The following is a 14,009-nucleotide window of genomic DNA, read 5'->3' on the forward strand; positions in this document are numbered from 1 at the left end:
AATCATCGTGCGCTTTTGTTTAAGTGCCTGTAAACATTAGGCTATAACAAATAATCCATAATAATTAGATGTTACATACCGTTGACCAGCTACCATCTGTACCCGGTTCAGCCGCTGTCCACCAGTTCGCTTGGTAAACCACACCGTTGTGGATGATCTTATCACCTTGGTTAGCGTGGCTTGGATTACCTGCCCAATCCGTTTGTGGCAGAGCTGGGTATGTCACTAAACCTGTCGTATCACACGTACCTGGTTCAGTGGTACCACCACCCGTGCCCGCATTTAGGTCACCAATTGGTAGATCTGGCTGTTCAAACTTAAACGCAAACTCTTTACCACCAGAAATCACTGAGTAGTTAGCCGGACCAGAGATTGGTAGATAGTAAACCATATCAAGCTCGTAAGTGCCGCCCGCTGGCAAGTCTTTCCATGCTGGTAGAGAGAACGACACACGGTGCATTACGCCATCTAAGCCACCAATGTTGTTTGCTCGAGTATGTCCAGAAGCAATCACTTTCAAACCACCACCTGATTGGTCTTTCGCATTGTCCGGCGCAGATACTGGGATATCGAATTGGAATTCAGTACCGCCAGGGATCGCTTGACCAGTGTTGTTCGTAAACGTGATTTTCGGGTTAATTGGGTAGTTTTGGTCGCCAACTTTGAAGCCGCCAACACTAACAGTAATGTCTACTGCTTCAGTTGGTGTTGGACCAGTCGCTACTTTGTTACCGTAAGGCGTCGCAGACTTAAACTTGTCGTAGATAGCTTTGGTCATAGTGTTACCCATGTGGTATTCACCATTACCCGCCGCACAAGCTTGTTCAGTTGCATCTACTGCCGTACGATTACCATTTGCATCCAGTACGTAACAGTTGTAGTCACCGGCTAGTTCCCAGAACATGATACCGCCGATCTCTTTATCGATAACGTAATCGGCTTTCACCTCGATAGAAGCTTTATCTTCCGTAGATAGGAATACGCTCTTCTCTGCGTTCCACAACCAAGGTGCCACAGCAACGCTATCGTAATGACGAGTATAAGTACCAACAAACTTATCTGAAGGATCGTTGACAGGGTCAAGACCGTAAGCAGCTGCGTAAGAGCCCCAAATACCGTTTTCTAGGTTCTTAGCATGCCACATTGGGTTAGAACCAGCGCCCATTTCGTTTCCTTTAGGGTCGGTATCATGCCACATGTTGTCGATACCAATAGCGCCGTGACCACAGTTGTTCTTCTCACCTTCACCTGTGCCCGGTTGGCACTCTGCTTGGTTTGGTAGTGCCGCTCGGCCCCAAAGGCCATTGTCGCCACCAGTAACACCTTGCCAACCACGGGTGTAGTAAGGAACACCAATGTTGATACGACCTGCTGGCATAGAGCCACGGAAGTAATGGTAAGCCCAGTCTGTGTTCAAGTAACCGATACCACCGTATGCAGCAGTGCCGTATACGTTCCACTGCGCTAGCTCAGAGTCTTTACCTGTATCGAATAAAGCCGCGTTATGACCAACGTGATCATTCCAAGCCCCATGCAAGTCGTAAGACATGATGTTTACGTAGTCTAGATACTTAGTTACATCGAAGGTTTCCATCCCACGTAGCAAGTAACCTGAAGATGGTGCTGCGATAGTCAGCATATAATGAATACCATCTTGCGCGGATGCCGCATCAAGTTTCTCACGCAATACTTTCATCAGCTCTTGGTAAGACGCCCATAAATACTGACGACGTGGTTCCATGAAGTCTTTGTCGTAAGGGTTACCAGCACCAGCCATTGACGTCGGGTATTCATAGTCAATATCTAGGCCATCGAACTTGTACTGACGCATCATTTCAACGGCAGAAGTTGCGAACTTCTCAATACCAGCATGATTAATAGAACCGTCCGCATTCGTCGTCATGGTGTAGAAGCCACCATCAGCTACACGATCGCCGTTCGTATCGAAGTGACCGCCCGTTTCAGCCCAACCACCAATCGAGATTAGCGTTTTAACATCATGTTTTTGCTTGTAAGTTGCTAGTGCACCAAAATGACCTTTAAAACCAAGAGCAGGATCTACCTCAACGCCTGGCCAAGTTTTACCTGTAGCAGGGTTGTTAGGATCATTTACGTCGCCAACGTTTACTTTGCCGTCAGAACCAATGCTCACAAACGCGTAGTTAATGTGAGTAAGTTGTTCCCAAGGAATGTCTTTAACAAGGTAAGTCGATTGTGGGTCGTCACCTGATCGCCAACTGGTGAAGTAGCCGATTACACGACGTGGGTGATCAGCCCCCATTTTCTCACGGCCTTCTTCGTCATAAATAGAACAGTAAGGAACATCTACACCCGTTGTTTGATAAAGACCATCAGGACGACAATTAGATGTCACTGCGCCGCCGTTTACTGTTAACGTCGCAATTGCAGAATCTGCTGTTGCTCCAGCATCATCGGTTGCTCTCGCATAAACACTTAATGAGCCAGCTTGTGAAGGGGTTACATCCAGCGTGTATGGCGCTGTTGTAGCAGTGCCAGCAAGCACACCTGCAACATAAAAATCAACTTTAGCAACGGTACCATCCGCATCCGTAGCATTTGCAGTCAGTGTTACGGAACCACCCAGGTCAATAGAGCTCGCAGAAAGCGCGACATCCACTGTCGGCGCTTCGTTACCAGGTTGCGCTGATGCCACAGTTAACGTCACAACACTTGCCGTACTAACGGCACCTGCATCGTCATAGGCCTTGGTAGAGAACTCGTGCTGTCCTTCAGTTGCTGTCCACGATGCAGCATACGGCGCAGACGTTGCCTGACCAACTAATACACCATCAACAAAGAACTCTACTTTGCTAACAGTCCCATCAGTATCTGCCGCATCTGCAGCTAGGTTAACAACATCACCCGCAGTCACAGAAGCCGACGCAGAAGGCGATGTCAGAGTAACCGTCGGGACTTCATTCTGAGGTGGATCAACCGGTCCAGTGCCATCACAAGCGCCAAGTGTTTCCCACTCGCCCCACTCACCAGATTGCGCTGGATTATTGTTTTGCGTCCAGTAACGCGCTTTATAAGCATTACCTTCATGCTGAACTTGGTCGCCACCGTTATAAACTTTTGATGATTGCCAAGTTTCTAGAGGGGCACAGTCAACTGCTGCGTAGCTATTGAAGGCCATAAGACAAGAAGCGGTGAGTGTGCTTAGTGTGAACACGTTTTTCACTGCGTTGCCGTTTTTAAGGTGCATAATCGCTCTTCCTTAAGTTATTGTTAAAACAATACTAAATGCGCTAAACGAAGCGCATCTATACTTTTATTTCGACGTAAAATAACTTAAGTACAAGTTGGTGATTTCACACTATCTATTTACGAGTTTTCCACACCGCCTCGCAACAATCCACTAAATGATTGCAACAACGTACCTATTATTTGGCACCAGTAACTAATTTTATAACTTAAATAAATATGTCACTCGCAAATTAATAAAAAAGGTAAAAAAAGTCGCCATTTTGAAATAAAGATCACTAAGCCTTTGTTGACCTTGGCGTTTCATTAAAATGCCGCTTGTACTCGCGACTAAACTGTGATGGGCTCGTGTAACCGACCATTCTCGCTGCATCATTAACACGTCTCCCCTCTAACTGGATCAATTCGCGCGCTTTGTTAAGTCGAACTTTCTTAATATATTGCAACGGAGATTCAAGCGTGACATTGCGAAATGCTTGATGGAAAGCAGACACACTCATGTTGGCTTCTTCAGCCAATGCTTGTACGTTCAACTGTTCATGATACGCTTGATGCACGCGATTTAGTGCTTTAGCGACCCTCGCGTAAGAACCTTCTTGATGTGCTAGGTCAAATAAAACATACCCCTCTTTGCTCACCAAAGTACGATACACAATTTCCTCAAGAAGCAGCTCGCCAAGCATGATGACATCAAGCTCGTTACACATTGCTTTCATTAACCGCTTGCACGCATCCAACATACCTTCATTCATACGTACCGACTTAAGGCCGCAACGGGTTGCATCCAGACACTTATTACTGAATTTCTCAGCCTCTAATTTTTTAACGAGTTTATGAAGAAGCGTTGGCGAAATATCTATCGAAATGCCAAGTAAAGGCTCATTGTTTGTCGCAAACGCTTCGCACTCTAATGGCATGGGAACCCCGACAACAAGGTAATCTTCGGGCCCATATTGCACTGGTGTATCACCAATATGAATGTTCTTATGCCCTTGACCCAATACGATGATGCCGGACTGATAGACAAACGGCTGGCGATGATTCCCTTTGCTACTGCGATAAAACCATACGCCATCTATCGCTGTTTTCTTCATACCTTCTAGGTCATGCAGCCCCTGCTTTTCAACATATTGCTGCATGATATCTGCGAGAGTGTGCATTAGAGTGCTCCATCAATGACCAACGAGTTTGGTCTCTATTATCGTTTCGAGCACTATACTTCCTCTCGACTTTAACTTTCTAGCTCAAGAGCATTAATTTTGTAGAAATAGGCAAATTATTTGCAGAAATCGACCTGTTAACGATCGTTAATCAGGACTAATATGCATGTATTCAATCTCCTTCACTGGAAGCAAGAGGGCTAATAATGAACTTTTCTTATGTAAACCCAACCAAGATTTTCTTTGGTCAAAAACAAATCGCTGCAATCAAAGAAGCTATCCCATCCGACCAAAAAGTTTTAGTGGTATACGGTGGTGGCTCCATCAAAAAAAATGGCGTGTACGACCAAGTAGCAGAAGCTCTTGAGGCACATGAATGGCTAGAGTTTTCAGGTGTTGAACCAAACCCAACCAAAGAAACACTCGATAAAGCAGTCGCAATGGTAAAAGAGCATGGCGTTGACTTTATTTTAGCGGTAGGTGGTGGTTCAGTCATCGATGGCTCCAAATACGTAGCAGCGGCATCAAAGTATGATGGTGATGGTTGGGATATCATGATTGGTAAGCACCAAGTCACTGAAGCGACGCCTCTAGCTGCAATTTTGACATTGCCAGCAACAGGCTCAGAGTCAAACATGGGCGCAGTTATCACTAAAAAAGAAACTCAAGACAAACTTCCGTTCATGTCTCCAGCAGTGCAGCCAAAATTTGCCGTGTTAGACCCAGATGTAATGAAAACACTGCCAGAACGCCAGCTTATCAACGGCATTGTTGACGCATGGGTGCACGTATGTGAGCAATACTTGACGCTTCCTACCGGTGCAATGGTTCAAGATGGTTACGCAGAAACACTGCTGAAAACTTTAAAAACACTCGGAGAACAGTTTGCGGAACGAGACGACGATATGTGGCGCGCAAACTTAATGTGGTCTGCTAACCAAGCATTGAATGGGTTAATTGGTAGTGGCGTTCCACAAGACTGGGCAACACATATGATCGGCCATGAATTAACGGCTCTATGGGGCGTTGATCATGCGCGTTCTCTTGCAATTGTCCAACCGTCGTTACTTCGTAACCAAATGCAGTTTAAGCGCCCTAAGTTAGAACAAATGGGTCGCAACGTATTTGGTCTTGAAGCAGGTGAAGATTTAGCAGAGCGCACAATCGAATCTATCGAAGCGTTTTATCATCAACTTGATGTCGCAACTAAGCTCGAAAACTATGGTGAGAGCCGTGAACAAGCTATCGATGCCATCATTGATCAACTAAACAAACACGGCATGACTGTTTTAGGTGAAAACCAGGCGATCACACTTGAACGTAGCCGAGAAATCTTAGAGTTAGCTGTCTCATAACTGCAACAATTCTTCACTGCCCTTCCTAGGGTTTAACGGTATTGTGACTTAACAGTCACAATACCGTTTTTTTATGCTATTTTGTAAGCCACATCACGTTCAAAACGAGGAGGCTTCTAAAAACAACGATTCCCTCCAGACAAAAAATCGGCCGTGTTGGTTAGTAAAGAGACAACTGTCCAGCTTTACACAAATAAAAATAATTGAGATCAAAGAACGAGTTAACTCGTTAATTAAGTTTTGATTTGTTGTAGTGATGTACTACATAATTTTGTCTGTTCGAGAAAACACTTTATGTGGCTAGTTGTTGTCGTATTAGCATTCATACATATCATCAGTATCCGTAAAGGCTCTAAATGGCTCTTTTACGTTTCTAAACCATTACCAGTGCTCTGTATGCTTGGTATTTTAATTCAGTCCCCGGCTTACCCAATGCCATATGCGCATTGGATTTTGATTGGCTTATCGCTCTCGTTGCTTGGTGACGTGTTATTAATGCTCCCTAGAGACAAGTTCATTACAGGATTAGTGCTCTTTTGCTCTGCACATCTCTCCTATAGTTATGGTTTTGCCATCATGTCAGCGTGGCATTTTACACCTTGGCTCCCAATTGCCTTGTTCGGACTCGGTATATGCGTCTACTGGTTGTTCCGACCGGATCTCGGTAAAGAAAAACGGCCAGTTGCTAGTTATATATTGGTACTGATGACTATGTGCTGGGCTTCGATCGAGTATTATTTGAGTGGGAAAACACAATCCTCCTCTTTTGCAGTGCTCGGAAGCTTTATCTTTATTATCTCTGGCATCGTATTGGCTTTCGAACGCTTTGGAGGACGGTCAATATTTTCACGACAAGTTGTCATGGTGACCTACTATTCTGCACAGACACTAATGGTTATGTCTGTTGTTGCGATTGTTGTTCGTTATCCGTATCTCGTTGAACTGAGTTAGTCATACTCTAGACTCTAGACTGCACCAACATTAAAGAAACATGGATGTATCTTGTAAGCGATCTGAATAGAGTCTTAAAATCATCGCCTAAACATTAGCTTATTCTTAATGAAATTACGCGCACAACTTGCTATTGTAAAAGGATATTTTTCCGTTATAGCGTGCCCCTTTGAAAGAGAATACTCCCGTCGTTGAGTTTAGCGACGTAAATAAGTGGTATGGCGATTACCACGCTCTAAAAGACATCAACTTCTCCGTGCATTCTGGCGAGATCGTCGTGGTGTGTGGCCCTTCAGGTTCCGGAAAATCAACGCTCATTCGTTGCATCAACCATCTTGAATCGATTCAAGAAGGCCAGCTTCATGTGTTCGACCAGCCTTCTCACGCAAAATCTCTCAAGCCCGGTAAAATCGGCATGGTGTTCCAACACTTTCACCTTTTTCCTCACTTGACTGTACTGGAAAACCTCACCTTAGCGCCGATTCGCACACTCAAATTATCAAAACAAGAAGCTGAAAAACGCGCAAAACATTACCTAAAGCGAGTCAATATTGAAGAGCAAGCGAGTAAGTATCCTATCCAGCTTTCTGGCGGTCAGCAGCAACGCGTCGCGATTGCCCGCTCCTTGTGTATGGAACCGGATTTACTCCTGTTTGACGAGCCAACTTCAGCGCTTGATCCGGAAATGATCAACGAAGTGTTGGATGTCATGGTTGAGCTGGCTCAAAGCGGAATGACGATGATTTGCGTCACGCATGAAATGGGATTTGCCAAAAAAGTAGCGAACCGCGTGGTATTTATGGATGAAGGCCAAATCTTGGAAATGAACTCTCCAGTCGCCTTATTTGAGACACCACAGCATCCACGCACCCAAGCATTTTTGAACCAAATTTTAAGTTACTGATGATAGTTCGCGTAATCAAACCTGTCCTTCAAGCTTTACTGCAAATGACGCTCCTCTTCATAGCGATTGTGTGGGTGTTGGACTCTGGTGCCGACGCTATGGGCTATCAATGGCAATGGGAGCGCGTACCTGATTACATCGCTTTTTATGAAGATGGCGAATGGTGGCCGGCAGAACTTATTGATGGGCTATTGGTCACGCTTAACATCTCTGCTATTAGTCTATTTTTTACCTTAGTGTTGGGGTTGGTCACCGCGTTACTAAGGCTTAGCGATTCGAAAGTCGGCAATGTTATTGGTACCACTTATGTCGAAGTAATACGTAACACGCCGTTGTTGGTGCAAATCTATTTACTCTACTTCGTGTTTGGCCCCGTGATTGGTTTGGACCGATTCAGCACCGCCGTTTTGGCATTATCCCTTTTCCAAGGTGCCTACACCGCGGAAATATTCCGTGCAGGTTTAAACAGTATTCCTAAAGGGCAATTCGAAGCAGCACAAACTCTCGGACTATCACCGTTTTACACCTACAAAGACGTGATTTTGCCTCAGGTTTTACAGCGCACATTACCGCCATTAACCAATGAAGTGGTTTCTTTGATCAAAAACTCTTCCATTGTAAGCGTGATGGCGATTTTTGATCTAACGACACAGGCACGCAACATCGTCTCAGAGACGGCGATGCCGTTCGAAATTTGGTTTACCGTGGCAGCAATTTATCTTGCTCTCACTCTGTCACTTTCTGGCTTGTCTGCATGGCTAGAACACAAACTCGGAGCCAGTTGGCGCAAATTATAAGGAGATAACATGAAGTTATTCAAAGCGACCATTACTGCATTATTAGGGCTAGCCATAGCTATGCCTACAATCGCGAAAGAAGATGTCGCCACACCCAATGTAGATCAAATCAAAGAACGAGGCACTTTGCGCGTTGGTATGTCAACATTTGTACCTTGGGCAATGCGTAACAAGCAAGGCGAGTTAATCGGTTTTGAAATCGATGTTGCCAAACGCTTAGCACAAGATTCAGGTTTGAAAGTGGAATTCGTACCGACTGCGTGGGATGGCATTATTCCCGCACTACTGGCGAAAAAGTTCGACGTGATCATCGGTGGCATGTCGGTTACGCCTGAGCGTTCCAGAAGCGTCTTGTTTACTGAGCCCTACTCGCACTCAGGCGTTCAAGTAGCAGCAAACAAAGAACTCGCCTCTGGTTTTAGCGAATTTTCGGATTTTGACTCACGACGCGTAAAAATTGCGGCTCGTCGCGGCGCATTCACCGTTCAAGTAGCCAGAGAAACCTTCCCGAAAGCGAAGATCCTGCAATTTGATGACGACGCGCAAGCGTTCCAAGAGGTGCTGAATGGTAACGCCCACGCGGTAATTGCTTCTAGCCCAAAACCAGAACATGAGACAGTGAAACACAGCGACAAACTATTCCTTCCATTCTCTGAGCGACTATCACAAGGTAACGAAGCCTTTGCAGTTCGCTTGGGGGAAGAAGATAAAAAGGCCTTTTTCAATAAATGGATTGAAACAAGAACCCAAGATGGATGGTTAAAACAACGTTATGAATACTGGTTCTCGACATTAGATTGGCAAGATCAAGTCGCGCAAGGCCAGTAATCTAAATGGCTCGTGGACGCCGCGAGCCTATACTCTCCAATCATCCATTTTACTTTTCCATAACTTATCGGAGTCAAATTTTTGGGCGAACACACTACCACTCGCACAGCACCCGCGAAATCCAGCACAGGCTACCTTTTACCGCAATTAAACACACTAGACTGGGTACTACTTGTTATGTGCGGTATCGGTGGTGTTTGGCTGTACCATCGGTCCGCTGTTGGTGTGCATTATTTGTGGCAGTGGAAAGAGGCGCTTGAATTACTTTTCACGCCTAGAGCAGGTGGTGGTTTGCCCTACTTCTTCCAAGGTTTGATTTCGACGTTAAGGCTCAGTATTTGGAGCATCAGCTTCGCATTAGTGTTTGGCACTTTGTTAGGCTTAGCACGCTTCTCTCGTTCCGTTTGGTTGCGCACACCTGCCAATGCGTTTATCCAGTTAGTGAGAAACATCCCTCCGTTGGTGTTTGTTTTTATTTTCTACTTTTTCATTTCTAACCAATTGATCCCGTTACTCGGTTTGGAAGATCTTCTACGAAACTACAACGGCGAACCAAATGCACTACAGCGCTTTCTGTTTGGGCCTTCAAACCTTTGGGAAAACCTTGCCTCTGGCGTGTTATGCGTCGGCTTACTCTCTTCTGCCTACATTGCAGAAGTTGTGCGCGGTGGTTTACAAAGTATCGACCAAGGTCAGTGGGAAGCGGCTGACTCATTGGGCTTGTCTCGATGGGTGAAATACCGATTTGTTATCGCGCCACAGGTGCTTAAATCAATAACACCTGCACTTGCCGGTCAAACAATCTCTTTGGTGAAAGACACCTCTATTGTTTCACTGATTTCGATACAAGAAATGACGTTTGTTGGGACAGAGATGGCAAATTCATCAGGGTATATATTTGAAATTTGGTTGATTGTCGGCCTTGCTTACTTCTTAATCTGTTTTGGTCTGTCACTTATTTTCCGCCATATTGAAGCAAAATCGGAAGCCATTTCAAATTAACTCAACCGCATATGTAATTAGGCACATTTGATTCTTCAAATCAGAATTGCACCCTGTTACATTGGCAAGATGCTAAATTTTCGGCGTTTTTCATGGAGTTAAAGAATCAATCCGACTACGAGCGATACATAAAACAAGATAATCTTGGTGAATATTACGTAGTTCTCAATCAATTCACTTTTCACAGTGTTTATCAGCCAATTTTTGATAGACGCCAACGTATTATTGGTATGGAAGCCTTACTGCGTATTCGTGGCATTGATGGTTCCCTAATTCGTCCTGACGTGTTTCTGGCCAATAATGGTCTTGATCCCTACTTTCGCTTATGTGTAGAGTTTTTATCCAGAGCAATGCACATTCGAAATTTCGCACGCTATTTCGCAGGGACGCCGATCAAACTGTTTCTTAACGTCATGCCTCAAACGCTACTCACACTAACCAAAGACATGGGCTTTAAAGATAACGGCCTGCTTTACAAACGCCTTTCCGAACTTGGTATGAGCCCATCAGACGTAGTTTTTGAAGTAGTCGAAGAGTCATGCGGAGATACGGATTTATTAATCAAAGCCGTACAGTTAATGAAAGCAAATGGTTTTATCTTTGCTATCGATGATTTTGGCGCCCAACATTCTGATATCGCACGTGTTCAGCAGCTCTGCCCTGACATCATCAAAATCGATCGTTCCTATTTACTAGACTACTGCGCCGGAGAAACCTTTTCCATACATAGCGCCGTTGATCTAGCGGATCATATGGGAGCAAAAGTCATTATAGAAGGGGTTGAAGAAGACGTGCAGCTACAAGCTATGTATCAACTTAATTTGGATTATTACCAAGGCTTTTACTTAGGAAAGCCTTGCGCCATTCATCACTGGACAGATAGCCTAAACATCGAGACGACAGTGCATTAACACTACCCACTTACAGCACAGTGAAACCAAAAAAGCGCCGATATAATATGCTCGGCGCTTTTTAGTTTTACTCAGATGTCACTTATTTAGTTAAGCGTTCATTTCCCTAGAAAAAATCAATAGAATTACGTCCACTCTTCGGATCACGAGTGGCTTGCGGTTTGTCTTCTTTTTTGCCTTTCTTAGCAGACTGAGACAACGCTTCTTTCTGCGCTTTACGCTCTTTATGTGCCGCTTTACGGCCTGTTGATTTAGGCCCAGAGGCTTTAGGTGACTTACTTTGACGAGACTTATCTTTACGAGAAGACTGCGCTTCTTTTTTCGCTTTCTTTTCTGCTTTTTGCTCTGCCGTTTCAGGTTCGGTTACTGGCGCATCGCAAACCACAACATAATATTCCTGGTTAAACTCAAAAAAGTCACCATCATACATCTTGCGGCGCTTACGTGTTTCTAGTTCACCATTCACCGCGACGTAGCCTTCCTCGATGATATGTTTTGCTTCGCCGCCACCGCTGACCAAGTTTGCGATTTTAAAAAGCTTGTACAGTTCGATTGGATGCGCATCAACATCGATGCCAATCGCTTCGATCTCAATCTCTTCGCCTTCTAAATACTCTTCGTGGTCGTAATCTTGGGTCATGTTACTTACTCTTACTATTTGATGCCCTGAAGTTTAAACGCAATGCTTAAAAATAGAAACCTCTGCCGATGTTCAATCACCGATTCGCCTTGGCATTTGAGCACCTCTTAACCCATTTAACTTGTCGCTTGTTAGCTTGTATACCGATGCGTAGCTCAAACGAAGCTGCAATTACGCAACCTGAAGGTATATACTCTCTAAGTTATTGTTGAAAAGAGCGAATACTTTGTCTCAACCAAGTAGAATTACCTTTGTCACTGCGAACTTGTTTAATTTTGTCGCACCGCCTAACGCCTACTATGATTTCGAGAACATATACTCGTTAGAGCAATGGCGAGACAAACTTTCGTGGACGCAACGTCAAGTTGAAAAACTGGAAGGCGACGTGATTGGCTTACAAGAAGTATTCAGTATCGAGAAGACCCAGGCATTCTTTTCAACCATCGGCTACCCCTACTTTGCGACCGTTGACACCCCACATGTTGAGGATGAGTACATTTACTCAAGCCCTGTTGTGGCAATCGCCTCTCGGTTTCCAATAGAAAAAGTACAAGCGGTAGAGTTTGACTTAGCAACGCTTGAGCCTTTTGGAGTAAGTGTTGCTCCAGAGTTCAGTCGCAAACCTATCTATGCCCAAGTAATACATCCTGTACTTGGTCATATCGCCGTTTACGTAACGCACCTGAAATCTCAACGCCCGGCCGACTCAGAACAACCAGAAACGTCTAGCACGATTATTGGGCGCTGGTTATCCACCCAGCAAAGAGGCTGGGAAGCAGCGATGTTAAGAGACGCGATGCAAAAGAGGTATCGAAAAGAACCAATGCCGACAGTGTTAATGGGCGATATGAATCAACCTATTACTCCTATCAGCGTTAACAGCGCATTGGTATCCAATACTGGTGACAGCGTCACTGAATTACAACTCAAAGATGGTTGGTTATTGCAAAGTGACACCCTGAAGGATGAACGCCCAGCCACGCACTATCATTTTTCCACTGGGAATGTACTCGACTATATCTTGCTCTCACAAGAGTTTGATACCTTATCAGATATATCGGTTGCCGAGGTTGTTGACTATCAGGTGTCTAACCAACATCTGATCAACCCGATTTATGACAGAGATAAAAACGCCAGCGACCACGCATTTGTGGCGCTGACTGCTGAAGTAAAGCTTTGAGCAACCTATTTAGTTACTTAGTGACGTTTCACAATTTTACGCGGGATAAGTTCTACACCAGGCTTGTAACGCTTGGCGGAAGCGTTGAGTGCTAACTCCATTGCGCTGTCCGCGATCAACTCAAACTGTTGAGGCAAAGAGTTGATTTTCACAGGCAAGAAGTCCAGCAGTCGATTATCACCAAATGTTGCTAAACGCACCTTTCCCATCAGTTCTGGTTTTTCTAGCATTACATCCAACACACCTTCTAACAGTGTATATGACGTTGTAACAATGGCATCTGGCAATGCGTTCTCTGTTAACCATCTCTCTAAGACTTTCTTGCCTTCTTCCCGGGAGAAGTGTTGTCCATAACCCACTGTTGCCGTTTTACCACCTTGTTGAGAAGCAGATAGAAAACCGAGCTCACGCTCTTTTGAGACTTGAAGATCTTGCAATGCACCGATTAAGCCAATGGACTTAATACCCTCTGACAGTACTGACTGAGTGAGTTCAAGTGCGGCATCAAAATCTTCGCTGATGACACAACAAAAGTGCTCATCATCCATTGGACGGTCTAGCGCGATAACTGGCGTACCAGAATTTTGCAACTTAAGATAATACTCGTTTGCAGTGGGCATACCACTTGCCACAAACAACGCATCAATACGACGACTGACTAATGCTTCCGCCACCTTTTGCTCTGTATCAGGATCATCATCAGAGCAGCCAATCAAAATTTGGTACCCCGCTTTCCGAGAGTTTTGCTCTATCAGCTTTGCAAGACGCGCATAACTGGTGTTCTCTAAGTCTGGGATGATAAGCCCAAATGAGCGTGAATTACCTGCCCGCAAGGAAGACGCCGCATGATCTGGCTTATAATTGTACTCTTCTACAACGGCCATCACCTTTTTCTGAGTCTTCTCGCTGATGCGGTATTTCTGCGCTTTTCCGTTAATCACATAGCTTGCAGTTGTCTTAGAAACACCCGCTAATTTGGCTATTTCATCCAGTGTCATATTCTAAACCTTATTCTGTGCGCGCGATCATATTAATACATCAACGATCTTTCGATAA

Annotated in this window: 12 protein-coding genes; 8 read left to right on the forward strand and 4 right to left on the reverse strand. The window is 44.8% G+C overall.

From position 1 onward, the window contains the following. Positions 1-64: 64 nt before the first annotated feature. Positions 65-3,226 carry a chitinase C-terminal domain-containing protein gene (locus R7E51_RS10210; RefSeq protein WP_182039382.1) on the reverse strand — a complete coding sequence of 1,054 codons (3,162 nt, stop codon included), beginning with the start codon at positions 3,224-3,226 and terminating at the stop codon, positions 65-67. 277 nt (positions 3,227-3,503) lie between these two features. Then, on the reverse strand, positions 3,504-4,385 hold the full coding sequence (locus R7E51_RS10215) for an AraC family transcriptional regulator (protein WP_005386077.1): 882 nt from the start codon (positions 4,383-4,385) through the stop codon (positions 3,504-3,506). 206 nt (positions 4,386-4,591) lie between these two features. On the opposite strand from R7E51_RS10215, the gene R7E51_RS10220 reads away from it, so the two are divergent. The 7 genes from R7E51_RS10220 to R7E51_RS10250 all read left to right on the forward strand — a co-directional run bounded on the left by R7E51_RS10220 (position 4,592) and on the right by R7E51_RS10250 (position 11,133). Beyond that, positions 4,592-5,740 carry an iron-containing alcohol dehydrogenase gene (locus tag R7E51_RS10220; RefSeq protein ID WP_047103556.1) on the forward strand — a complete coding sequence of 383 codons (1,149 nt, stop codon included), beginning with the start codon at positions 4,592-4,594 and terminating at the stop codon, positions 5,738-5,740. Between the two features lie 294 nt (positions 5,741-6,034). After that, positions 6,035-6,691 carry a lysoplasmalogenase gene (locus R7E51_RS10225; protein ID WP_005376394.1) on the forward strand — a complete coding sequence of 219 codons (657 nt, stop codon included), beginning with the start codon at positions 6,035-6,037 and terminating at the stop codon, positions 6,689-6,691. A 169-nt stretch (positions 6,692-6,860) separates the two neighbouring features. Beyond that, positions 6,861-7,595, forward strand: a complete 735-nt coding sequence (locus R7E51_RS10230; protein ID WP_005376395.1) for an amino acid ABC transporter ATP-binding protein — start codon at positions 6,861-6,863, stop codon at positions 7,593-7,595. After that, entirely contained in the window at positions 7,595-8,392 is a 798-nt protein-coding gene (locus R7E51_RS10235; protein WP_005376396.1) for an amino acid ABC transporter permease, read from the forward strand. Before R7E51_RS10230 ends, R7E51_RS10235 begins: the two co-directional genes overlap by 1 nt. 9 nt (positions 8,393-8,401) lie before the next feature. Continuing rightward, positions 8,402-9,220: a transporter substrate-binding domain-containing protein gene (locus R7E51_RS10240; RefSeq protein ID WP_206957505.1), complete on the forward strand. Its 819-nt coding sequence runs from the start codon at positions 8,402-8,404 to the stop codon at positions 9,218-9,220. Positions 9,221-9,301: 81 nt separating this feature from the next. Beyond that, positions 9,302-10,222, forward strand: coding sequence for an amino acid ABC transporter permease (locus R7E51_RS10245; RefSeq protein WP_206957503.1), 921 nt, complete (start codon positions 9,302-9,304; stop codon positions 10,220-10,222). 92 nt (positions 10,223-10,314) lie between these two features. Next, entirely contained in the window at positions 10,315-11,133 is an 819-nt protein-coding gene (locus R7E51_RS10250; RefSeq protein WP_017820958.1) for an EAL domain-containing protein, read from the forward strand. Between the two features lie 106 nt (positions 11,134-11,239). Here the strand turns inward: R7E51_RS10250 and R7E51_RS10255 are convergent, their stop codons facing one another. Next, complete coding sequence (locus R7E51_RS10255) at positions 11,240-11,773, reverse strand: RNA-binding S4 domain-containing protein (RefSeq protein ID WP_005376400.1); 534 nt, start codon at positions 11,771-11,773, stop codon at positions 11,240-11,242. A gap of 226 nt (positions 11,774-11,999) precedes the next feature. Here R7E51_RS10255 and R7E51_RS10260 point away from each other — a divergent pair, with 226 nt between their 5' ends. Then, positions 12,000-12,953 carry an endonuclease/exonuclease/phosphatase family protein gene (locus R7E51_RS10260; RefSeq protein WP_025767799.1) on the forward strand — a complete coding sequence of 318 codons (954 nt, stop codon included), beginning with the start codon at positions 12,000-12,002 and terminating at the stop codon, positions 12,951-12,953. Positions 12,954-12,970: 17 nt separating this feature from the next. Here R7E51_RS10260 and cra read toward each other — a convergent pair whose 3' ends face one another. Next, positions 12,971-13,951, reverse strand: coding sequence for a catabolite repressor/activator (cra, locus tag R7E51_RS10265; RefSeq protein ID WP_206957501.1), 981 nt, complete (start codon positions 13,949-13,951; stop codon positions 12,971-12,973). Between the last annotated feature and the right edge of the window lie 58 nt (positions 13,952-14,009).

It is taken from the genome of Vibrio sp. Vb1166 (assembly GCF_033338695.1).
GTDB lineage: Bacteria > Pseudomonadota > Gammaproteobacteria > Enterobacterales > Vibrionaceae > Vibrio > Vibrio alginolyticus.